The organism is Streptomyces sp. NPDC002676, from assembly GCF_053592455.1.
Window position 1 is genome coordinate 323,540 of sequence record NZ_JBSFVT010000005.1, and the last position, 21,551, is coordinate 345,090.

The following is a 21,551-nucleotide window of genomic DNA, read 5'->3' on the forward strand; positions in this document are numbered from 1 at the left end:
GCCGTGCACTCCCGGATCAGGTACGACCCGCCCGGCGGATCGGGGTCAGGAGCGCGATGGCAGCGATCAGGACGCAGGTGCCGCCCGCGGCGAGGGCCGCCGGTGTGGTGCCGTGGGCTTCGGCCGTCCGGGTGAGCAGGGCGGCACCGACGGGGGCAGCGGAGTACTGGAGGGTCCAGAACGCGGAGGTGACCCGGCCGAGGAGGGGTTCGGGGGTGATCTCCTGACGCAGTGACATGGAACAGGTGCCGGCGATGGCGACGCAGCCCAGGAAGGCGGCGCTGAGCAGGCCGAGCGCGGGCAGCTCGCGTATCCGGCCGAGACCGGCGAAGGCGAGGCCGCAGACCGCCGTCGCGCCGATCCAGGTCGGTCCGAAGCCGAACCGGCGGCGGACGCGGGCGACGAGCAGGGAACCCACGATGGTGCCGACGGCGCCGGCGGCCATGACCGTACCGACGGTGCCGTCGTCGTGACCCAGGTCGTACTTGAGGTGGTAGATGACGAGGTCGTTCAGACCGAGGGTGAGGAAGCTGAAGAGGAAGAGCAGCACGGTGATCGAGCGCAGGACGGGGTGCGCGTACAGGAAGGCCACACCGGTGCGGAAGTCCTGCCACAGGGTGGTGTCCTTGGGCGGTTGCCGGTCGTCGGCGGCGCGGGGGCGCAGTCGTACGAACGTCATGCAGACGGCCGAGACGGCGAAGCTCGCGGCGTCGACGGCCACGGCGGCGGCCGGTCCGGTCCAGGCGGCGACCAGGCCCGCGCACACCGGGCCGAGGACGCCGGCCGCGGCGGCGGTGGCGTTCAGCCGGCCGTTGGCCTCGGTGAGCCGACCGGCGTCGACGAGACCCCGGACGACGGTGACGTAGCCGACGGCGAAGAACATGCCGACGGCCTCGCACACGGGCAGGACCGCGTACAGCAGCCAGAGGCGGGGGCCGAAGGCCCACACGAGCGGGATCAGGCCGTACAGGACCATACGGATGACATCGCAGGTGATGAGGAGCCTGCGCCGGTCCACCCGGTCGACGACGGCTCCAGCGAAGACGGCGGCGAGGACGGAGGCCGCCGCGCCGACGGCGGTGAGCTGGCCCATGCGTGCCACGGATCCCGTGGCCTCGAGGACGAGCAGGGGCAGGGCGATCAGGGAGAAGGAGTCGCCGAGGACGGAGAGGGTCTGCGCGACCCAGAAGACACCGAAGTCGCGCTGTCGCCACAGGGACCGTGAGGATCCGGAGGATCCACCGGTCGGCCGAGTCTCTTCGCCGCGCCGCGTCCCGCCCTTCGAGTCCTTCGAGTCCTTCGAGCCGGTCGACTCCTTCGAGTTGACCGAGTCCGTCGAGTCCGTCCCGTCCGCCACTCTCTCCCCTCCCGCCCCTCTCGCGCCGGTCACTCTACGGCGGCTCGGGGCTGCACCCCATCGGTTTTCCAGGGCTGGCGAGTTCGCGACACCATGGGAAGATATGCCTACATACCGCCCTATTTCTGGGGGTGTAGGCCATGGCCGTGTCCGAAGAGACCCCTGCCAAGAAAGAACATCGGCCAGGGTTGCGGCGTGAGATCGGCTTCGTCGGGCTCATCTGGGCCTCGGAGGGGTCGATCATCGGATCCGGGTGGCTGTTCGGCGCGCAGGGGGCTCTGGCGGCGGCCGGGCCCGCGGCGATCATCTCGTGGGCCATCGGCGGCCTCGCGATCCTGATCCTGGCATTGGTGCACGCCGAGCTGGGCGGGATGTATCCGGTATCCGGCGGTACCGCCCGCTTCCCGCACTACGCGTTCGGCGGGGCCGCGGGTGCGTCGTTCGGCTGGTTCTCCTGGCTGCAGGCGGCCACGGTCGCGCCCATCGAGGTGCTGGCGATGATCACGTACGCCCAGCACTACTCCTGGGCGAAGGGCTGGGAGAAGATCAAGGGCGGCGAACACGTGCTGACGCCAACGGGGATCGCCGTCGCGGTCGGCCTGATGGCGGTCATCACCGCGGTCAACTTCCTCAGCATCCGGCTGCTGGCCCGCACCAACAGCGCGGCGACCTGGTGGAAGGTCGGCATCCCGCTGCTGACCATCTTCGTGTTCGCCCTCGCGCAGTTCCACACGGCCAACTTCACGGCGGCCGACGGCTTCAACCCCTACGGCGCCAAGGGCATCCTGTCCGCGGTCTCCACGAGCGGCATCATCTTCGCGCTGCTGGGTTTCGAGCAGGCCGACCAGCTCGCGGGCGAGAGCGCGCACCCCAAGCGGGACATTCCGCGGGCGGTGATCGGGTCGATCGTGCTCGGCATCGCCATCTACATCCTGCTCCAGGTCACCTTCCTCGCCGCGCTGCCCGCCTCGCAGATCGGCGCCCACTGGGCGAACTCCGCGTTCACCGCCCTGAGCGGGCCGTTCGCGCAGCTGGCGACGCTGATCAGCCTGGGCTGGCTGGCCACGGTCCTCTACCTCGACGCCGTCGTCTCGCCCGCGGGCACGGGCCTGATCTACATCACCGGCTCCTCCCGGGTGTCGTACGGCCTGAGCCGCAACGGCTATGTGCCGACGGTCTTCGAGACCACCAACCGGCGCGGTGTCCCCTGGATCGGGCTGATCACGGCCTTCGTGATCGGCTGCATCTGCTTCCTGCCGTTCCCGAGCTGGCGTTCGCTGGTCGGGCTGATCACCAGCGCGAGCGTGCTCATGTACGCCGGCGCTCCGCTGTCCTTCGGCGTGTTCCGCCGCCGGCTGCCGGAGGCCGACCGCCCCTACCGGCTGCCCGGCGGCAGCTGGATGTCTCCGCTGGCCTTCGTCGTCGCCAACCTGCTGATCCTCTGGTCCGGTTGGACCACCGACTGGAAGCTCGGTGTCGCGATCCTCATCGGGTACGTCATCCTGGTCGCCAACCGGGTGTTCAAGCTGAACCCCATCCAGCCGCAGCTGGACCTGCGGGCCGCCCAGTGGCTGCCCGTCTACCTGGTCGGCATGGGCCTGATCGTCTACCTGAGCGACTTCGGCCCGCTGAAGCATCCGTGGTTCCCGCTGTGGTGGGACATCGTCGTCACCGCGGCCTTCAGCCTCGCCATCTACTACTGGGCCATGGCGGTCGCACTGCCGTCGCAGCAGATCCAGGCGCTGGTCGACAAGGTCGTCGTCCCGGAGGAGGAAGCGATCCCCTGAAGACATCTGAAGACCTTTGAAGACCTCTGAAGATCCTCTGACGAGCCCTCTCCCTCTTTCCTGTGCATTCAAGCTAATATCCTAGGACCACTAGGAAACAGGGAGGAAAGGCGCATGGCCCGAGCAGGCCTCACCGCCGACCGAGTTGTCGCTGCCGCCGCCGAACTCGCGGACGAGGCGGGCTTCGAGAAGGTCACCCTGTCGGCGCTCGCCCGCCGCTTCGGCGTGAAGGACGCGAGCCTGTACTCGCACGTCCGCAGTCTCCAGGACCTGCGCACCCGGCTCGCTTTCTACGCGGGCGCCGAGCTGATCGACCGGATCGCGGCGGCCGTGGCCGGCCGGGCCGGCAAGGACGCGCTGGCCGCGTACGCAGGCGCCTACCGGGCCTACGCCCTGGAGCACCCGGGCCGGTACGCAGCCACCCAGATCCGGATCGACCAGGCCCTGGTCGCCGAGGCCCCCGCGCTGCGCCGCACCGCCGAGATCACGTACGGCATGCTGCGCGCGTACGGCCTCGCCGAACCCGATCTGACGGACGCCGTACGGCTGTTGCGCAGCACCTTCCACGGCTACTGCGCCCTGGAGTCGACGGGCGGGTTCGGCGCGGCCCGGGACGTCCAGGCCTCCTGGGACAAGGCGATCGACGCCCTGCATCTCGCCCTTGAGCACTGGCCCAAGGAAGAGGAAGAGAAGGGCGAGAGGGGAACGAACGATGACTGAACCGGCAGCGCACGACGTGTCGTACGACGTCACGGGCAGCGGTCCCGTGCTGCTGGTCGTACCGGGCGGGGCCGGGCACCCCATGGGGCTCGGGCCCTTGACCGAGCGGCTGGCGGCACGGTTCACCGTGGTGACGTACGACCCGCTGGGCCTCGCCCACGGGCGGCTCGGCGAGCCCGTCGCCGACCAGCGGGTCGCGGACTGGAGCGACGGGGCCCACCGGGTACTGGAGACGGTCCTGCCGCCGGGCGAGTCGGCGTTCGTGTTCGGGACCAGTGCCGGTGGCATCGCGGTCCTCGACCTCCTCGCCCGGCACCCGGAGCGGCTGGCGCACGTGGTCGCGCACGAGCCGCCGTGTGTGACCGTGCTGCCGGACGGTGCCAGGCTGCGGGCCGAGCTGATCGCGGGGCTCGACGGAGCCGAACGGCCGCCCGCCTCAGGTGAGTCGGCGACCCCGATGGGGGTCTTCCTGCACCACGTGCTGCACCCGTTCACGATGTATGCGCCCGCCCGCACGACATCCGCGGACAGGCTCACGCTCGCCGCCGGTGCCGACTCGCACGGCCAACTCCTGTACCGCGTCACCGAGTTCCTCGCCGGTCGGCTGCACGGCGGCTTCGCGGAGTTCCCGGGCGGGCATCTCGGCGCCCTCGATCACCCGCTGGAGTTCGCCGATCTGCTCTCCGAGACGCTGCGCTCCAGTGCGCGGACATCGGCGTAGGACGGCGTCGTCCCGCCCGGCACGCGCCCGGCGGCGATGTCGGCCATCGCGTCCAGGGCTGCGCCGAGGGCCCGCCGGTAGAGCAGCGAGCCGAGGCTGATGCGGCGCACCCCGAGGTCGGCCAGCTGGGGGACGCCGGGTCCGGCGGGCGTGTAGAGGATGTTGAGCGGGACTCCGGTGTGCCGGACGAGGGCGGCGATCCGGGCGGGATCGGTCGCGCCGGGGACGAACACGCCGTCGGCGCCCGCCTGTTGATAGGCGTCGAGTCGGCGCAGCGTGTCCTTCTCGTCGCCGTCGCCCAACCAGTGCGTGTCGGTGCGGGCGTTGACGAACAGGCCGGGCACGGCGGCCTTGACGGCGGCGATCTTCGCCGCGTGCCGGTCGACCGGTCCGAGTCCGTCCTCCAGGTTGATGCCGACCACGCCTGTGGCCCACAACTCCCTCGCAAACTCGGCGACTTCGTCGGGATCGGAGGTGAAGCCGTCCTCGGCGTCGACCGACAGAAAGTACGGCTCCGAGCCGAGGGTGAGCGCGAGGCGCAGGGTGTGCTCGCGGGTCGCCGCCTCCCCGTCGGGCAGGCCGACGGCCGCCGCCACGGCGAGGCTCGTGGTGGCGATTGCGGGGAAGCCCCGGGCGGCGAGGGCAGCGGCGGAGGCGTGGTCCCAGGCGTTGGGAAGCAGCAGCGGCTCGCCCGGACGGTGGTGGAGGCCGGTGAAGGAGGTCACGGCAGGCTCTGGGGTCATGGGTCCATGCTGCACGACGTGGCAGGATCGCCTCGCCGGGCCCGAGCCGGCCCGGCGAAAGCAGGCCCGCTCGTTCGCGTCCCGCTTCGACTAGCGTCGTGACATGACCAGCGACACCTCTCCCAGCCTGGCCGACGCCCTCGCCGCCGGGACGGTCGTACTCGACGGCGGCATGTCGAACCAGTTGGAGTCGGCCGGGCACGATCTGAGCGACGCGCTGTGGTCGGCGCGGCTGCTCGCCGAACGGCCCGAGGCGGTCACCGAAGCGCACCTCGCCTATTTCATGGCGGGCGCGGACGTGGCCATCACGGCCAGCTACCAGGCCACTTTCGAGGGCTTCGCCCGGCGCGGCATCGGTCACGCGGAGGCGGCGCGGCTGCTCGCGCTGAGCGTGGAACTCGCCCGCGAGGCGGGCCGGCGAGCCCGGGCCGCGGGTGTCGTACGGCCGCTGTGGGTGGCGGCCTCCGTCGGCCCGTACGGGGCGATGCTCGCCGACGGTTCGGAGTACCGGGGGCGTTACGGGCTGAGCGTGGCCGAGCTGGAGCGGTTCCACCGGCCGCGGCTGGAGGTGCTGGCCGCTGCCGCGCCGGACGCCCTGGCCCTGGAGACGGTTCCGGACGCGGACGAGGCCTCCGCGCTGCTGCGGGCGGTACGCAGGCTGGGGGTGCCTGCCTGGCTTTCGTATACCGTCGACGGTCGGCACACTCGTGCCGGGCAGCCCCTGGAGGAAGCGTTCGAACTCGCCGCCGGCGTGGACGAGGTGATCGCGGTCGGCGTGAACTGCTGCGCCCCACGGGATGTGGAGTACGCGGTGGAGACGGCGGCCCGCGTGACGGGCAAGCCGGTCGTCGTCTACCCCAACAGCGGCGAGGCCTGGGATGCGCGGGCGCGCACCTGGACCGGGCGCACGACGTTCGACGCCGAGCAGGTCAAGGCCTGGCGGGACGCGGGCGCGCGGCTGATCGGCGGGTGCTGCAGGGTGGGGCCGGAGGCGATCACCGCTCTCGCGCAGACGCTGACGGCGGACTGAGCCTGCGCCGCCACCGACATGAACCGTCACACCGGCGCGCCGACGGTCACCGCGCTGATGTGAGCGTCTCCGGTACGCCGGTCAGCGCCGCAGGGACCGTGCCCCCACCGAGCGTCGCAGCCGGCGCATCGCCGCGGCGAGTTCGGCGCCGGGGGCGCGCGGCTCGGATGCGGGTGATGCCGGTTCCGGGATGGTGTTGGCGGTCGACCACAGACCGAGTTCGGCATCCCGTGGACCGTATGCGATATGCGGTACGCCGTCGCCGAAGACCTGGACCGGATGGGAGGGATCCCAGGCCTGCCAGCCGGGGTAACCGGTCGTGACGAACCGCACCCAGGCCTGGTGCATCGCGTCGCACAGCTCCTGGGGTGCGCCCTCACCGGCGAGTTTCGCCGCGTCCGGTTCCCCGCGGGTGTCGAAGACGAAGCCCAGTTCCAGGGCGTGGCAGGCGCCGAGGTCGGGCAGGCGGGACGGCCAGGCGAACTCGTAGACGTACGAGGTGCCGGGGCGGGCGTCGGCGAGCCGGTGCAGCGGGACCCGGAGCAGGTGGTCGGTGACCATCTGGCCGACGATCTCGGCGGCGCCGGCGTCGGGGTGCAGGGCGCGGTAGCCGCGGGGTATCTCGTGGCCGGCGTGGCAGCGGGCCATGGCTCCGGCAAGGGCGACGGGGCCGAGCCGGTCGATGTGTTCCAGCAGTCCGCCGGGGACCAGCCAGAGCCGGTACTCGTCCCGGGTCCAGCCCATGAGCAGGTCGACGTCCCGGGCGGCCTCGCCGTCGACGAGGGCTTTGAGCGGGTCTCGGGGGACGAGGTCGCCGTCCACGACGATGCCGAAGGCGGGACCGCCGAGCACGGGGCTGCTGAGCCGGCCGGCCTCGGCCTGGGTGCGCAGCAGCAGCTCGGGGTCGACGGCGGCGAAGGCCGCGGCGGTGGCGGGGATCCTGAGCCGGGCCGCCATGCGGCGCACCATGCGCCGTACCTTGTCGCGTTCGATCGCCTCCGGTGGGCCGCTCTGCAGCACCGCGCGGCGGATCAGGCCCTGGCTCTGGGGTGCGGCGAGCAGGCCGCCGGTGCTGATCGCGCCGGCCGACTGCCCGGCCAGGGTGATCCGGTCCGGGTCGCCGCCGAAGGCGCCGATGTTCTCGTGCACCCAGCGCAGGGCGGCGAGCTGGTCGCGGAGCCCGGGGTTGGGGGGTGCGTCCGGGAACAGTCCGTAGCCTTCGACGCCCAGCCGGTAGTTGACCGAGACACAGACGACGCCGTCGCGGGCGAAGGTGCGGCCGTCGTAGATGGGCACGGCGGAGGAGCCCCTGGTCAGGGCGCCGCCGTGCAGCCAGACCAGGACGGGGAGCCGGGCGCCGGGGGCCGGTTCGGGGGTCCAGACGTTGAGGTTGAGGCAGTCGTCGCCGGGGATGACCGGGTCGGAGAGGTACTGGGCGAACGCCTCGGAGTACGGCGGTTTCGGCGCGGTGGGCCCGAAAACGGCGGCGGGGCGCACTCCGTCCCAGGGCTCGGGGGGCTCGGGCGGCCGGAACCGCCGGGGGCCGAAGGGCGGGGCGGCGTACGGGATGCCCCGGAACACCGCGATGCCGCGCTCGTACCTGCCGCGTACGGCCCCGTGGGGGGTTCTGACCACGGGGCCCGTCTGGTCTGCCGTCATCGCCCACCAGCCCTTCGCCGTGCTCGTGCACCGTTCACTTCAGAGCATCACAGTCCGCGGCTGTATTCCGGTGCACGGAACCCTCGTTGGACCGTTCGGGTGTGTGACGGTGTCCGTCCTTTCGGGCGCATGGTTGTGACCACCGCCCGCTCAAGATCGTTTGCCGGGCATGCATGCCCGCATGAACCCCACCACACGCACCGCTGCGGCCCTTGGTGTGGCCACGGTCGCGCTGGTCAGCGCGCTCGGTCCGGCCCAGGCCGCGACCCGTACCGTCGCCCCCGCACAGCACCGCGCCACCGTGTCCGCCACCGGGCAGCCCCCGCACGGGGTGCCCGGCCGCCTGTCGTCCTGACGCCTGCCGTCGTGCGGCATGCCGTCCCGGTGGTGGTGTGCTCAGTCCTCCTCGTCGTCCTCGGCGGCGCCCACCAGGGCCTTCACCACCTCGACCGCACTGCCGTCGTGGTCGCTTCCGGCCGTGCCGCGGCCGGTCTGGAGGTTGGCCGTGCGGTCGACCTCCAGCATCGAGTCGGAATGCGAGTGGTCGATGACGGTGATCAGGCTCCCGCCCGCGACCGCCGGTACGGCACCGGCGCCGAGGAGCGCCGCCGCGAGCGCGGCGGCGGCCCCGAGCCGGGGTACGGCACCCGTCATACGCCCACGCCCTCGGGGGTGCGCCGCTCGGGGTCGATGTTCCGTTCCAGCAGGGTCGTGGAGGCCTTCACGCCGATCCCGTTCGCGGGGTCCACGTGCGGCAGGCGGCCGTCGGCCGCCTTCAGTTCGGCGAGCGCCGAGTCCATCGCCTCGTGGGCGGCGAACAGGCACGGGGTGCTGTAGATGGCGACGTCCACGCCGAGGTCGGACAGTTCGCCGAGGGACAGTCGGGGCGACTTGCCGCCGGCGATCTGGTTGAAGAGCAGCGGCTTGTCACCGACGACCTTGCGAATGCGCTCGATCCACTCGACGCTGCGCACGCCGTCGACCAGGACCACGTCGGCGTCGGTCGCGGCCAGGCGCTCGGCCCGGTGCAGGATGTCGTGCTCGTCGGTTGCGTCCGTACGGGCGACGACGACCAGGTCCTTGCGGGTGGCCAGCACCTTCTCCAGCTTCTCCAGGTACTCCTCCAGCGGCAGCACCTGCTTGCCGTCGGCGTGGCCGCAGCGGCGGGGCCGCTTCTGGTCCTCCAGGATCACCCCGGAGGCGCCGATGCGTTCGAGTCCTTCGACGACGTGACAGGCGACCTCGGGGTCGACGTACCCGTCGTCGATGTCGACGAGCAGGTGGTGGTTCGGGAACGCACCCCGGAGCCGCTGGACGAAGGCCACCATGTCGGGCCAGGCGATGAATCCGATGTCCGGCAGTCCGTAGTACGAGGCCGCGAAGCCGAAGCCCGAGACGAACATCCCGTCGTAGTGCTTGGCGGCGATCGACGCCGAGTACATGTCGTACACGCCGATCAGTGGTGTGGTTCCGGGGCTTGCGATCTGGTCGCGCAGCTTCTTGCCGTAAGTCAAGGTCCGGCTCCTCTGTGGGTGGGTGACGCGGGGCGAAGGGGCCGCCACATCTCGACGCCCTTTGCCAAGACAAGAGCATCTCTAGGTACGCACATGACCTTCTCGATACGCCAGCTTTACTCACTCCGATGGGGGACGGGGTTCACCGCAGAAACGTCACTCACAGAGCCGTCCTGCCCAGGCGGGCGGATGATCGGCGGAGGGCCGGACTCCCTTGAACCGCGCGGCCGATGACCGTAGCCTCCCCCGGAATGAAGGCCATTCCCGCACTTCTGGACCATCTCGTCCTCGCCACGCCCGACCTGTCGGCGACGGTGGCGGAGTTCGCCCGGCGGACCGGGGTCACGCCCGCACCCGGAGGGGTGCACGTCGGGCTGGGCACGCGGAACCATCTGGTGGGGCTGGGCGGCCGGAGCTATCTGGAGATCATCGGCCCGGACCCGGAGCAGCCGGAGCCCGTGGAGCTGCGGCCCTTCGGCGTCGACCGGCTGGCCGAGCCGCGCACGGTGACCTGGGCGATCAGCCCGCCCGACCTGGACGCGGCAATCGAGGCCGCTCTCGTGCGGGGCTACGACCCCGGCCCGGTGCACCCGATGAGCCGGCGCACCCCCGACGGCACCCTGCTGCGCTGGCGGCTCACCGACGGCGGCACCGCGCACCCCTCCGGTCTGGTCCCGTTCCTCATCGACTGGGGCGAGTCCCGGCACCCGGCCGCCTCGGGGCTGCCGGTCACCCCTCTGCTGGAGGTGACGGCGACGGCTCCCGACCCGGACGAGATCCGCGGGCCGCTCTCGGCCCTCGGCACCGAACTCGCCCTCACACCGGGTCCGTCCGCGCTCTCCTTCACCGTGGACACGCCGAACGGACCGGTGACCTTCCGCTGAACCCCTGCGGGACCTGGGCAGGTCAGCCCTCAGACCCGCGGCCGGTCGGTGATCCAGCGGGCGGCGAGGAGGCCGGAGGCCGCGGTGAGGGCTGCGGCGGCCAGGACGGTGGCGTCGAGGCCGAAGGCGTCGGCGAGAACGCCGGCCACCAGGGCGCCGACGGCATAGCCGATGTCACGCCAGAACCGGTACGTGCCAAGGGCGTTGGCGCGCCAGGCGGGGTGGGCGTGGTCGGAGACGGAGGCGATGAGGGCGGGGTAGACCATCGCGGTGCCCAGACCGAGCGCGACGGCGGACAGCAGGCCCGCCGCCAGCGGGGTCTCCAGCAGGGCGAGGGCAAGGACGAATCCGCCGGCCTGGACGAGCATGCCGGTGACGATGAGTGGCTTGCGGCCGATCCGGTCGGCGAGGTGCCCGGTGGGGATCTGGCCGATGCCCCACAGGATCGGGTAGAGGCCCTTGATCAGGCCGACAGCGGCGAGTCCCAGGCCGTGGTCGGTGAAGAGCAGCGGGAAGACGCCCCAAGTGAGGCCGTCGTTCAGGTTGTTGACGAGTCCGGCCTGGCTCGCGCCGCGCAGGGAGCGGTCCCGCCAGGAGGTCCGGGCGAACACGGCGGCCGGCCCGGTGCTCTCACCGGCGGGCAACCGATCGGGGTGCTGGGCGAGTTCGAGGGCGACATGGGCGGCGGTGTCGCGCACGACCAGGGCGAGGGCGAGTCCGGCGGCGACGAAGACGACGCCGATGAGTTCGGGCACAGGGCGCAGACCGTGGGTGGCGGCGAGGTAGCCGGTGAGCAGGGCGGTGGCGCCGACCGCGGTGTAACCGGCGGCTTCGTTCAGGCCGGTGGCCAGTCCCCGGCGGGCGGGGCCTACGAGGTCGATCTTCATGTTGACGGTCATCGACCAGGTGAGGCCCTGGTTGAGGCCGAGCAGTACGTTCGCCACGACGATCCAGCCCCAGGAGGGCGCCCAGGCGAGCGCGAACGGCACCGGTACGCCGATCAGCCAGCCGGCCACGAGGAGTTGCTTGCGGCGGAAGCGGGCCGTGAGCGCACCGGCGGCGAGGTTGGTGAGCGCCTTGGTCAGGCCGAAGGCGATGATGAAGGAGAAGACGGCCAGGTCGCTGGTGAGGCCGAAGGTGTGGCTGCCGATCAGCGGGACGGTGGTGCGTTCCAGACCGACGAGTCCGCCGACGCAGATGTTGACGACGACGAGCAGGGTGAACTGGAGCCAGTTCTCCCGCAGTCCGAGCCGGACGGGACTGGCTGGGCTGCTCGTCATGGTGCTCATCGGGCCGCGCCCTCGGTGAGGTGCCGGCCGTGGGCGGCGGCGTACTGGCCGGGGCTGCCGTTCAGGACGGTCAGGCCGGTGTGGCCCGCGCGTTCCAGGACGCTGGCGGCGGTCATGGCGCGCTCGCCGTGGCCGCAGGCGACGACCGCTGCGCGGGGGACGTCGGCCACATGGGCGGCGAGGGCGCCGAGTTCGAGGTGGAGGGCGCCGGGGACGTGCCCGGCGACGTACTCCACCTTCTGCCGGACGTCGACGTAGGGGGCGTCCGGCGCCTGGTCGGGGGTGACGAACGCGGTGGCCGTCTCGGGCAGGCCGGCCTGCCGCCAGGCGGTCATGCCGCCCGCGAGGCGTCCGGCGAGCCGCTCGTAGCCGATCTTGTACGCCTGCCAGACCAGCTCGGCGAGGTCCTGGTCCGCGCCGGTGACGAAGGCGAGCGGGGCGTCGTCGGGCAGGAGCCAGCCCAGCCAGGTGGCGAACTGGTCGCGCAGCGGTATGGAGAGGGAGCCCGGGACGTGGCCTCGGGCGTAGTCGGCGGCGGGGCGGACGTCGACGACGTGACCGCCGTCGCCCAGCAGTGCGCCGACCTCGGCGATGGTGAGCGCGGGCAGGTCCGGTGTGCCGGTCAGGACGGCGGGGCCGCGGCGGTTGAGCTCGGCGAGCCGGTCGAAGTACGCGGGGTAGGTGCCGAGGCTCGCGGTCAGCTGCCGGACGAAGGTGTCCTCGTCGGGTGCGGCGAGCAGCGGGTTGGTGCGCTTCTCGGTCCCGATCGTGGTGGTGCGCGCGCTGCCCGGCGGGGCCGAGCAGAACGAGCCCGCTCCGTGGGTGGGCCACACGGCGGTCTCGTCCGGGAGCAGGGCGAGCCGCCGCAGGGACCGGTACTGGGCGCGGGCCAGTTCCTCGGTGCGCGCAGGGCCGAGGAGGTCGGTGCGGGCGGCGGAGTTCACGATCAGCGAGCCGCCGGTGAACACCCCGAGCTGCCGTTCTCCGTCCAGGAGCAGGAAGGACAGGTGCTCGTCGGTGTGCCCCGGGGTGGCGAGGGCGCGCAGCGTGAGCCCGCCCAGGTCCACTTCGTCGCCGTCGGCGAGGCCCTGGTGGTCGAAGGCGCGGCGGCCGGCGGCGGAGGCGAGCACGGTGGACCCGTGGTCGTTGCCGAGCTGGACGGCGCCGGAGAGGAAGTCGGCGTGCAGGTGGGTGTCGGCCGCATAAGCGACGGTCAGGCCGCGCCGGTCCGCGGCAGCGTGCAGGGTGCGCAGGTCACGGCCGGCATCCACCGCCAGGGCGCGGCCGTCGCCCAGGTCGACGAGGTAGGCGCTGTTGCCCAGTCCCTGGTCGACCAGCGGAATCAGATGATCGTCGGCGAAGCCCACGGCGGTTCCTCCAGGATCCGAAGAGGCGTGGCGAACGGGTGTGTGGTCACGACGTCCACCTTCCTCTACGATATTCCATGGATTTATGGAGGATGTCATGCCGGAGACCACGACCACCCGCTCGAAGGCTCAGCTCTACGACGCCTTCGCGGCCAGCGGCAAGGCGCTGGCCAGCGGAAAGCGCCTGGAACTGCTCGATCTGCTCGCCCAGGGCGAGCGGTCCGTGGACTCCCTCGCGAAGGCGGCCGGGCTCAACCTGACGACCGCGTCGGCCCACCTGCAGACGCTCAAGCAGGCCGGGTTCGTCACGACCCGCCGTGAGGGGGTGCGCATCCACTACCGGCTCGCCGGTGACGACGTGGCCCAGCTGTTCGCGCTGCTGCGCAAGGTCGCCGAGCGCCACCAGTCCGCCGTGCCCGCCGCCCGGGACGCCTACCTCGGCGAGGACGGCGCGCCGGAGGTCACCCGCAAGGAACTGCGCGCCCGGGTTGCGGCCGGGGACGTGGTGGTGCTGGACGTGCGGCCGGTGGAGGAGTACCTGGCCGGACACATCCCCGGCGCCGTCTCCATCCCGGTCGAGGAACTCGCCGACCGCATCAACGAGTTGCCCGAGGACGCGGAGATCGTCGTGTACTGCCGCGGCGAGTACTGCGTCCTCGCCTATGACGCGGTCCGCCTGCTGACCGACCTGGGCCGGCGCGCGATCCGGCTCGACGACGGGATGCTCGAATGGCGCTTGGCCGAGCTGCCGGTCGACGCGGGGGGGCCTGGGGTGACCGAGCCGTACGGCCTGCCCACAAAGCCGATCAACAACCTTGCTCCGCAGGGGCGTTGACGGTCGGCGTCCCCGAGATCGCATTCCGGCTCGCCCAGTCCCTCTGCTCCCCGCCGGTGCGCGTCCGCGCCAGAACGGCAGGGCGTCGCCGCCGCCCTTGACGCCGCCCGACCTGCCCACCCGGCCCGACTCGCCCTCCCGCCCCGGCCCGGCACCGGACACCTTCGCCACCTCAACTCCGGCCACCTCGACGGAAAGAGCCCGCTCGTGACGAGTACCTCCCCTGCCACCGCCTCCGGCATATCCACGCAGCCCGAGGCCCAGCGCCGCGTCCTGGCCGTTCTGGTCGCCTCCCAGATCCTGAGCGGGGCCGGGCTCGCGGCGGGTGTCACCGTCGGCGCCCTGCTCGCGCAGGACATGCTCGGCTCCACCGATCTCGCGGGCCTGCCCAGCGCCCTGTTCACCGCCGGTTCCGCTCTGTCCGCCGTCGCCGTGGGCCGGCTGTCCCAGGCCCGGGGCCGCCGCCCGGGTCTGACCGCCGGATACCTGACCGGCGCCGTCGGCAGCGCCGGTGTGATCGCCGCGGCCGTCGCCGACAGCCCGGTCCTGCTGTTCATCGCCCTGTTCGTCTACGGCGCCGGTACGGCGACCAACCTCCAGGCCCGATACGCCGGAGCCGACCTCGCCGCTCCCGCCCACCGGGCCCGCGCCCTGTCCACGGTGCTGGTCGCCACCACCCTCGGCGGCGTCGTCGGCCCCAACCTCGCCGCCCCCACCGGCGACCTCGCCGACAGCCTCGGCATCCCGACCCTGGCCGGACCGTTCCTCCTCTCCGGCACCGCCTACGCCCTGGCCGCCCTCGTCCTGGCCGTCTGGCTGCGCCCCGATCCCCTGCTGCTCGCCCGCGAGCTCGACGAACGGCGGCAGGCGGCAGCCGCCGCGGCGAAGGACATGGGCGACACCGGGGTGGCGGCCCCGGCACCGGCGCGCGGTCCGGGGCTGATGCCGGGCGCGCTGACGATGATCCTCACCCAGCTCGTCATGGTCTCGATCATGACGATGACCCCCGTACACCTGCACGACCACGGTCACGGCACCGCAGCCTCCGGCCTGGTCATCGCCATCCACGTCGGCGCGATGTACCTGCCCTCGCCGCTGACCGGGTGGCTCGTCGACAGATACGGCCGCATCGCCGTCGCCTCCGCCTCCGGCGTCACCCTTCTCGCAGCCGGGATCACCGCCGCCGTGGCGCCCGCGGACTCCGTCGGCCTGCTCGCCCTCGCGCTCGCCCTGCTCGGCCTCGGCTGGAACCTCGGTCTCGTCTCCGGCACCGCCATGATCACCGACGCCGTACCGCTCGCGACCCGCGCCAGGACCCAGGGCATGGTGGACGTCTCGATCGCCATCGCGGGCGCCACGGGCGGCCTGGCCTCGGGTGTCGTCGTCTCCGCCGCCGGCTACCCCGTCCTCGCCCTCACCGGCGGCGTCCTCGCCCTCGGTGTCCTGCCCGCCATCGCCGCCACCGCGAGCAGCCGGTGAACCGGCCCGGCCTCACCGTCGACGGCACCGGTCTGCTCTGCGTCACCCTGCTGCTGCGCCTGCGCAAGGAGATCGACAACGCACCGCCGGGCACGCTCGTGCACATCATCGCGACCGACCCCGCCGCCCCGCTCGACCTGCCGGCCTGGTGCCACATGACCGGACACGACTACCTCGGCCCCGTGCCGGGCCACGGCCGGCCCACCTTCGCGCTCCGCCTGGCCGACGGAGCACGCCGAACCCGCGCCGACGCTCCCTGGCACGCGGAGAGCCCCTGACAGGACGTACCAGCGCGGTGTCCGATTCCTTCAAGACCCGGCATCCCTCCCCCGCCTACGGTGACGCCATGACCGCACAATTCGCCGTGATCGGCGTGGTGGCCTCCGATCTGGCCGCCTCGCTCGCCTTCTACCGTCGCCTCGGGCTGGCCTTCCCCGCCGGGGCCGAGGAGCAGCCGCATGTCGAGTCCGAGCTGCCCGGTGGGCTGGTGCTCGCGCTGGACACCGAGCAGACCGTCCGGTCGTTCCACCCCGGCTGGCGTCCGCCCGCCGGCGGGGGCCGGGTGGGGCTCGCGTTCCGGTGCGGCTCGCCCGCCGAGGTCGACGCCCTGTACGAGGACCTGGTGGGCGCCGGGTACCACGGGGAGCTGAAGCCGTGGGACGCCTTCTGGGGGCAGCGGTACGCCACCGTGCACGACCCCGACGGCAACGGCGTCGACCTGTTCGCGCCCCTACCCGCCCAGTAGCTCCCCGAGCGTCCGCCCCGCCAGCTCCCGTACGTCACGGGAGAGGTGGGACTGGTCGGCGTATCCGGCGCGGATCGCGGTCTCGGCGTACGGCACGCCCGAGCGGGCCAGGTCCAGCGCCCGTCGCAGGCGCAGGATGCGGGCCAGTGTCTTGGGGCCGTAGCCGAATGCCGTCAGGCAGCGGCGGTGCAACTGGCGGGCGCCTATGCCGAGTTCGGCGGCGGTCGCGGACACGGGGCGGCCCTCGTCCAGGCACTCGACCAGGCGTCGCAGCAGTTGGTCGGGGGGCGGGGAGAGCGCCGCCCGGTCCAGGGCGATCTCCTCCAGCGCCGTCGCCGGGTCGGACGCCGCCTCGATACGGTCGCGCAGCCGCCGGACCCGGGCGGCGGGCCACAGGTCGGCCAGCTCCACCCGGCTGTCGCGCAGCTCGTGCGCGGGTACGCCGAGCAGGGCGGGCGCGGTGCCGGGAAAGAATCGGACGCCCGCCCAGAAGCGGGGCGGGCCCTCGGGGACGTACGCCCGGGTGTCGGGGCCGGCGACCAGCAGCCGCCCCTCGCTCCACAGCAGGTCCATGCAGCCGTCGGGCAGCACGGGCCGGGCGGCCAGGTCCTCCGGAGTCCGGCGCCACACCACCGCTCCGTCCAGCCGCGCCGCCCGCTCCTCGTACACAGAGGTCAGGCTACGGCGTCACTTGTCCTGGTGGGTCGGCTCCCCATGGTTCTTGTGGGCGTGGTGGGTGCTGCGCACATGGGCGCGGAGGCGGGCCGTGACGTCCTCGGGGGGCAGGAAGCGGGACCAGCGCTCGGGGAACTCGGAGGGCATGTCGGGGTCGTCGGGGTCGGCCTCGCGGGCCGCGGCGGCGCGGGCGACGTACTCGACGACCTGGGCCTCGCGCAGCCGCTCGTTCGCCTCGCGGGCGGCGGCCGTGGCGGCGGCGGGCCAGACCCGGTCGATGGCGGCGTTCACCGCCGCGCCGACGAGCACGGCGAAGGCCGACACGCCGATCCAGAGGAGGACGGCGACGGCGGCGGCCAGGGAGCCGTAGATCGTCGCGCCCTCGATGGTGTTGGTGAGGTAGATGCGGAGCAGGAAGCTGCCCAGTACCCACATGGCCAGGGCGATCAGGGCGCCCGGCACGTCCTCGATCCAGGGGGAGCGGACGGGGACCGACACGTGGTAGAGGGTCGTCAGGAAGGCGACCGACAGGACGATGACCACCGGCCAGTACAGGACCTGGACCAGCGTCGCCGACCACGGCACGATCCGCACCACGGCGTCCGGCCCCGCCACCATCAGCGGCAGCGCCACCGAGCCGATCAGCAGGGCCACGATGAACAGCAGGAACGACATCATCCGCGTCTTGACGATGCCCCGGACGCCGTCGAGCCCGTACATGACGGTGATGGTGTCGATGAAGACGTTGACCGCGCGGGAGCCGGACCACAGCGCGAACAGGAAGCCTATGGAGATGACGTCGGGCCGGCCGCCCTTCATCACGTCGTGCAGGATCGGCTGGGCGATCTCCCGGACGCCCTTTTCGGAAAGCACGGTGCGGGAGGCGTCGAGGAGGTTGCTCTCCAGGCTCTTGATGGTGTCGGCGCCGGTCCAGGCGTCGACGTAGGCGAGCAGGCCGATGAGGCTGAGCAGCAGTGGGGGCACGGACAGCAGCGTGAAGAACGCCGCCTCGGCCGCGAGGCCAAGGATGCGGTACTCCATGCAGGAATGGGCGGTGTCCTTGAGCAACAGCCAGGCGGTCCTGCGCTTGGAGACGTTCCGGTAGAGGGCTCTGGCTCGATGGAGCCGACCGGCCGGCGTGTCGGGGGTTTCACTTGCTGGCTGCACGAACCAACCGTATCCGCCGCGGAGGACCGTCCTCACCTTCCGGGGCAGGTGATGGGCGTCCGGCGCGCCCGCGCGGAGCGCTGTGCCACTCTGGAGGCCGCGCATCGGCTCCGACCCGGGTAGGTTCGCAGTCATGGCAGGCAACCCCACCCACATCGTGACGAACCAGCCGCCCCCGCTGACCGGATACGACGTGTTCGGCGCCGACCGGGCCCTGGTGGAGGCGGTCGAGCGCCACACCGACCCCGCCGTGCTGGACGAGGTGCGCGCGGAGCTGTCCACGCTGGGCCTCGCCTCGGGTTCGGCGCAGCTGCAGGAGTGGGGGACGCAGGCGAACGACTTTCCGCCCCGGCTGCGCACGCACGACCGGTACGGCCACCGGATCGACGAGGTCGAGTTCCACCCGGCCTGGCACCGGCTGCTCGGCAAGGGCGTGTCGGCCGGGCTGACCGGAGCGTGGAACCGGCCGGCCGGGCATGTGCGCCGGGCGGCCGGGTTCCTGGTCTGGACGCAGGTGGAGGCGGGCAACTGCTGTCCGCTGTCGATGACCCACGCGGCCGTACCCGCGCTGCGCACCGACCCGGCGCTCGCCGCCGAGTGGGAGCCCCGGCTGACGTCCACCGTCTACGACCGGGCGCTGCGGCCCGCCGCACAGAAGCCCGGCGCCCTTTTTGGCATGGGCATGACCGAGAAGCAGGGCGGCAGCGACGTACGGGCGAACACCACCGAGGCCCGCCCGCTCGCCGAGGACGGCACCTACGCGCTGACCGGGCACAAGTGGTTCTGCTCGGCGCCCATGTCCGACGCCTTCCTGGTCCTGGCGCAGGCCCCGGACGGCCTGACCTGTTTCCTGGTGCCGCGCGTCCTCGCCGACGGCAGCCGCAACGTCTTCCTCATCCAGCGTCTGAAGGACAAACTGGGCAACCGGTCCAACGCCTCCGCCGAGGTCGAGTTCGACGGCACCTGGGCGCGCCGGGTCGGCGAGGAGGGGCGCGGGGTGCGCACCATCATCGGGATGGTCGCCGCGACCCGCCTGGACTGCGCGCTCGGCTCGGCGGGACTGATGCGGCAGGCGGTGACCCAGGCGATCCACCACTGCGCCCACCGGGAGGCCTTCGGCGGGAAGCTGATCGACAAGCCGCTGATGCGCAACGTCCTCGCCGACCTCGCGCTGGAGTCCGAGGCGGCGACCGCGCTCACGCTCCGGCTCGCGGCGGCCTACGACGACGACAGCGAGCAGGAGCGGGCCTTCCTGCGGCTGGCGGTGCCGGCCGCCAAGTACTGGATCACCAAGCGGTGCGCGCCGGTGGCGGTCGAGGCCTCCGAGTGCCTGGGCGGCAACGGGTACGTCGAGGAGTCGGGGCTGCCCCGGCTGGTGCGCGAGTCCCCGCTGAACTCCATCTGGGAGGGCGCCGGGAACGTCCAGGCCCTCGACGTGCTGCGGGCACTGCAGCGTGAGCCCGCCGCGCTGGACGCCTGTCTCACGGAGCTCGGCCGCGCCCACGGCGCCGACCACCGCCTCGACCGGGCCGTGAAGGACCTGTTCACCGAACTGGCCGACCTGGACAACATCGAGGGCCGGGCCCGCCGCCTGGTGGAACGCCTGGCCCTGGCCCTCCAGGGCTCCCTTCTGGTCCGCCACGCCCCACCCGAGGTGGCCGACGCCTTCTGCGCCTCCCGGCTGGGCACCGACCGAGGCGCATCCTTCGGCACCCTCCCGACGGGCCTGGACCTGAAGTCGGTGGTGAACCGAGCACGCCCTGTGCTCTGAAACGCAGGGGACGACGACTTCCTCAGGGGTGCGGGGCCCTGCTGAATCTGCGGCTCCGCCGCGGGGCGCGACAAGCCACGACGCCCCCTCAGCCGCCGACGCACCGCAAGTGGCAACCCCGGAAGTGCGTCGGCCGAACCCCCGGCGGGCCCGGCAGGGGTGATGCTGCGCCGACACGGCACCACCCCCGCCTCTTCGGCCCCGTTGAAGGCCGCGAACACCGCCCGCAGGGCGGCGCCGGGGGCAATTCTCGGCCACTCTCCGGCGGTTCACCAGGGTTGCAGAGGGTTGCAACTTGTTGGTGAGGGTGCGCGGAGTATGTGCCTCCGGCCTATCCATGACGGCAGTATGTGAGGCACAGTCGGACCGGAAACCCCCGCCCGGACTGCTTGACAAAGAATGTTCGACGCACCTTCCGGGAGGACCCCCGTGGTGAACCCGCCGATGAACGTGGCGCGCCTGGCCGCCGTGGACGCGGCGCAGGCGGCGCGGCTGCTGAGCCAGCTACGCGAGGCCACGCTCGCCGGACAGCGTGCGCGCATCGCGCCCCGGCCCGTGATCGGGCAGTCCTGGGGGCGGATGCTGCGCAGCGGCGTCGACCCCGACCACGACTTCCGGTCGGGGCTGCTCTCCTTCGACGAGGTGCGGCGAAGGCGCGAGGAGTCGCGGCTGCGGCACGTCCTGCCGGTGCTGCGCGAGGGTCTGCTTTCGGTCGCGGACGTTGCCGAGCACATCATGGTCATCGCGGACGCGGACGGGCGTGTGCTGTGGCGGGAGGGGTCCCCCTCGGTGCTCCGCAAGGCCGACCTCCTCGGCTTCGAACTGGGCGCGGACTGGCGGGAAGACGTCGTCGGCACCAACGGCGTCGGCACCCCCGCGGTCGTACGACGGCCCGTGCAGGTGTTCGCCGCCGAGCACTTCGTGCGTTCGCACGCCTCCTGGACGTGTACGGGCGCCCCGATCACCGACCCGAGGAACGGCAGCCTGCTCGGCGTGGTCGACATCAGCGGTCCGCTGGAGACCATGCATCCGGCGACCCTCGCCTGGGTGGACTCGGTGGCCAAGCTCGCCGAGGCGCGGCTGCGCGAGCTCCACCTGGACTCGCTGGAGCGGTTGCGCGCGGTGGCGGCGCCGGTGCTGGCCCGGCTGTCCGGGCGGGCGCTGGCCGTGGACCGGGACGGCTGGGCGGCGGCGGTGACGGGGATGCCGTACGTGCGGCGCGTCACGCTGCCCAAGTCCCTTGTGCCGGGCCGCCGGTGGCTGCCCGCGATCGGCTTCTGCGCCGTGGAACCGCTGGCCGACGGCTGGCTGCTGCGGGCCCTCGAGGAGCCGGCGCCGTCCGCGGCCACCGGGATCGTGCTCGACCTCGGGCGGGCGGGCCGCTGTTCGCTGACGGTGACCGGCTCGGCCGGTTCCTGGTCCTGTGAACTGAGTCCCCGGCATGCCGAGTTGCTGTATCTGCTGAGCGAGCACCGCTCCGGCCGGAGCGCGGCGGGCCTCGCCGAGGACGTGTTCGGCGATCCCTCGCGCACGGTCACCGTGCGGGCGGAGATGTCGCGGATCCGACGGTATCTGGGGGCTCTTCTACGGCATCGGCCGTATCGTTTCTGCGAGGACGCGGAGGTCACGCTCCTGCTGCCCGACGACCCCCGTGACCTGCTCCCCCAGTCGACGGCGCCGGCGGTGGCCCGCATGCGGAGCGCGCGCCCGTGAGGTGCTGCCCGCATATGCCACGTCGTATGCCCCTTCTTGATATGTCCCCCGAATTGGCCCGGCGCGCCTCCCACTGCCGTAGCATCCCTTGTGGG

General features: G+C 72.5%; 21 protein-coding genes. 12 read left to right on the plus strand and 9 right to left on the minus strand.

What is annotated here, in order from left to right; translation table 11 throughout:
• Positions 1-16 precede the first annotated feature (16 nt).
• Positions 17-1,216 (minus strand): MFS transporter, encoded by a 1,200-nt coding sequence (locus ACWD3E_RS17435; protein WP_451388588.1) that lies wholly within the window; start codon positions 1,214-1,216, stop codon positions 17-19.
• A gap of 281 nt (positions 1,217-1,497) precedes the next feature.
• Between ACWD3E_RS17435 and ACWD3E_RS17440 the strand changes: the two genes are divergently transcribed.
• The 3 genes from ACWD3E_RS17440 to ACWD3E_RS17450 all read left to right on the plus strand — a co-directional run bounded on the left by ACWD3E_RS17440 (position 1,498) and on the right by ACWD3E_RS17450 (position 4,585).
• Positions 1,498-3,144 carry an APC family permease gene (locus ACWD3E_RS17440; protein ID WP_451388404.1) on the plus strand — a complete coding sequence of 549 codons (1,647 nt, stop codon included), beginning with the start codon at positions 1,498-1,500 and terminating at the stop codon, positions 3,142-3,144.
• Between the two features lie 114 nt (positions 3,145-3,258).
• Positions 3,259-3,864: a TetR/AcrR family transcriptional regulator gene (locus tag ACWD3E_RS17445; RefSeq protein ID WP_451388405.1), complete on the plus strand. Its 606-nt coding sequence runs from the start codon at positions 3,259-3,261 to the stop codon at positions 3,862-3,864.
• Positions 3,857-4,585: an alpha/beta fold hydrolase gene (locus ACWD3E_RS17450; RefSeq protein WP_451388406.1), complete on the plus strand. Its 729-nt coding sequence runs from the start codon at positions 3,857-3,859 to the stop codon at positions 4,583-4,585. Before ACWD3E_RS17445 ends, ACWD3E_RS17450 begins: the two co-directional genes overlap by 8 nt.
• Here the strand turns inward: ACWD3E_RS17450 and ACWD3E_RS17455 are convergent.
• Positions 4,519-5,328 (minus strand): isocitrate lyase/PEP mutase family protein, encoded by an 810-nt coding sequence (locus ACWD3E_RS17455; protein WP_451388407.1) that lies wholly within the window; start codon positions 5,326-5,328, stop codon positions 4,519-4,521. The genes ACWD3E_RS17450 and ACWD3E_RS17455 overlap by 67 nt on opposite strands.
• A 103-nt stretch (positions 5,329-5,431) precedes the next feature.
• Between ACWD3E_RS17455 and mmuM the strand changes: the two genes are divergently transcribed.
• Entirely contained in the window at positions 5,432-6,358 is a 927-nt protein-coding gene (mmuM, locus tag ACWD3E_RS17460) for a homocysteine S-methyltransferase (protein ID WP_451388408.1), read from the plus strand.
• A gap of 81 nt (positions 6,359-6,439) precedes the next feature.
• Here mmuM and ACWD3E_RS17465 read toward each other — a convergent pair whose 3' ends face one another.
• Complete coding sequence (locus ACWD3E_RS17465; protein WP_451388409.1) at positions 6,440-8,017, minus strand: carboxylesterase/lipase family protein; 1,578 nt, start codon at positions 8,015-8,017, stop codon at positions 6,440-6,442.
• Between the two features lie 181 nt (positions 8,018-8,198).
• Between ACWD3E_RS17465 and ACWD3E_RS17470 the strand changes: the two genes are divergently transcribed.
• Positions 8,199-8,372, plus strand: a complete 174-nt coding sequence (locus ACWD3E_RS17470) for a hypothetical protein (RefSeq protein WP_451388410.1) — start codon at positions 8,199-8,201, stop codon at positions 8,370-8,372.
• A 41-nt stretch (positions 8,373-8,413) separates the two neighbouring features.
• On the opposite strand, the gene ACWD3E_RS17475 is transcribed toward ACWD3E_RS17470, so the two are convergent.
• Both ACWD3E_RS17475 and ACWD3E_RS17480 read right to left on the minus strand, forming a co-directional pair.
• A complete protein-coding gene (locus ACWD3E_RS17475) occupies positions 8,414-8,671 on the minus strand; it encodes a hypothetical protein (protein WP_451388411.1) in 258 nt (85 codons plus the stop codon).
• Positions 8,668-9,531 (minus strand): isocitrate lyase/PEP mutase family protein, encoded by an 864-nt coding sequence (locus tag ACWD3E_RS17480; RefSeq protein WP_451388412.1) that lies wholly within the window; start codon positions 9,529-9,531, stop codon positions 8,668-8,670. The genes ACWD3E_RS17475 and ACWD3E_RS17480 overlap by 4 nt, the downstream gene beginning before the upstream one ends.
• A 251-nt stretch (positions 9,532-9,782) precedes the next feature.
• On the opposite strand from ACWD3E_RS17480, the gene ACWD3E_RS17485 reads away from it, so the two are divergent.
• Positions 9,783-10,415 (plus strand): VOC family protein, encoded by a 633-nt coding sequence (locus ACWD3E_RS17485; protein ID WP_451388413.1) that lies wholly within the window; start codon positions 9,783-9,785, stop codon positions 10,413-10,415.
• Between the two features lie 29 nt (positions 10,416-10,444).
• Here ACWD3E_RS17485 and ACWD3E_RS17490 read toward each other — a convergent pair whose 3' ends face one another.
• Positions 10,445-11,704 carry an MFS transporter gene (locus ACWD3E_RS17490; protein ID WP_451388414.1) on the minus strand — a complete coding sequence of 420 codons (1,260 nt, stop codon included), beginning with the start codon at positions 11,702-11,704 and terminating at the stop codon, positions 10,445-10,447.
• On the minus strand, positions 11,701-13,071 hold the full coding sequence (locus ACWD3E_RS17495) for an MBL fold metallo-hydrolase (protein WP_451388415.1): 1,371 nt from the start codon (positions 13,069-13,071) through the stop codon (positions 11,701-11,703). The genes ACWD3E_RS17490 and ACWD3E_RS17495 overlap by 4 nt, the downstream gene beginning before the upstream one ends.
• A 97-nt stretch (positions 13,072-13,168) precedes the next feature.
• Here ACWD3E_RS17495 and ACWD3E_RS17500 point away from each other — a divergent pair, with 97 nt between their 5' ends.
• From ACWD3E_RS17500 to ACWD3E_RS17515, 4 genes are all read left to right on the plus strand, one after another.
• Positions 13,169-13,906 carry an ArsR/SmtB family transcription factor gene (locus ACWD3E_RS17500; RefSeq protein ID WP_451388416.1) on the plus strand — a complete coding sequence of 246 codons (738 nt, stop codon included), beginning with the start codon at positions 13,169-13,171 and terminating at the stop codon, positions 13,904-13,906.
• 207 nt (positions 13,907-14,113) lie between these two features.
• Entirely contained in the window at positions 14,114-15,385 is a 1,272-nt protein-coding gene (locus ACWD3E_RS17505) for an MFS transporter (RefSeq protein WP_451388417.1), read from the plus strand.
• Complete coding sequence (locus ACWD3E_RS17510) at positions 15,382-15,663, plus strand: sulfurtransferase TusA family protein (protein ID WP_451388418.1); 282 nt, start codon at positions 15,382-15,384, stop codon at positions 15,661-15,663. The genes ACWD3E_RS17505 and ACWD3E_RS17510 overlap by 4 nt, the downstream gene beginning before the upstream one ends.
• A gap of 68 nt (positions 15,664-15,731) precedes the next feature.
• A complete protein-coding gene (locus ACWD3E_RS17515; protein ID WP_451388419.1) occupies positions 15,732-16,130 on the plus strand; it encodes a VOC family protein in 399 nt (132 codons plus the stop codon).
• Here the strand turns inward: ACWD3E_RS17515 and ACWD3E_RS17520 are convergent.
• Together ACWD3E_RS17520 and ACWD3E_RS17525 are read right to left on the minus strand one after the other, a co-directional pair.
• Positions 16,116-16,799 (minus strand): helix-turn-helix domain-containing protein, encoded by a 684-nt coding sequence (locus ACWD3E_RS17520; RefSeq protein ID WP_451388420.1) that lies wholly within the window; start codon positions 16,797-16,799, stop codon positions 16,116-16,118. The genes ACWD3E_RS17515 and ACWD3E_RS17520 overlap by 15 nt on opposite strands.
• A gap of 18 nt (positions 16,800-16,817) precedes the next feature.
• Complete coding sequence (locus ACWD3E_RS17525) at positions 16,818-17,972, minus strand: YihY/virulence factor BrkB family protein (protein ID WP_451388421.1); 1,155 nt, start codon at positions 17,970-17,972, stop codon at positions 16,818-16,820.
• Between the two features lie 133 nt (positions 17,973-18,105).
• Here ACWD3E_RS17525 and ACWD3E_RS17530 point away from each other — a divergent pair, with 133 nt between their 5' ends.
• Positions 18,106-19,743: an acyl-CoA dehydrogenase family protein gene (locus tag ACWD3E_RS17530; RefSeq protein WP_451388422.1), complete on the plus strand. Its 1,638-nt coding sequence runs from the start codon at positions 18,106-18,108 to the stop codon at positions 19,741-19,743.
• 444 nt (positions 19,744-20,187) lie between these two features.
• The gene (locus ACWD3E_RS17535) at positions 20,188-21,456 is read left to right on the plus strand and encodes a GAF domain-containing protein (RefSeq protein WP_451388589.1); all 1,269 of its coding nucleotides are present in this window, start codon (positions 20,188-20,190) and stop codon (positions 21,454-21,456) included.
• Positions 21,457-21,551: the final 95 nt, after the last annotated feature.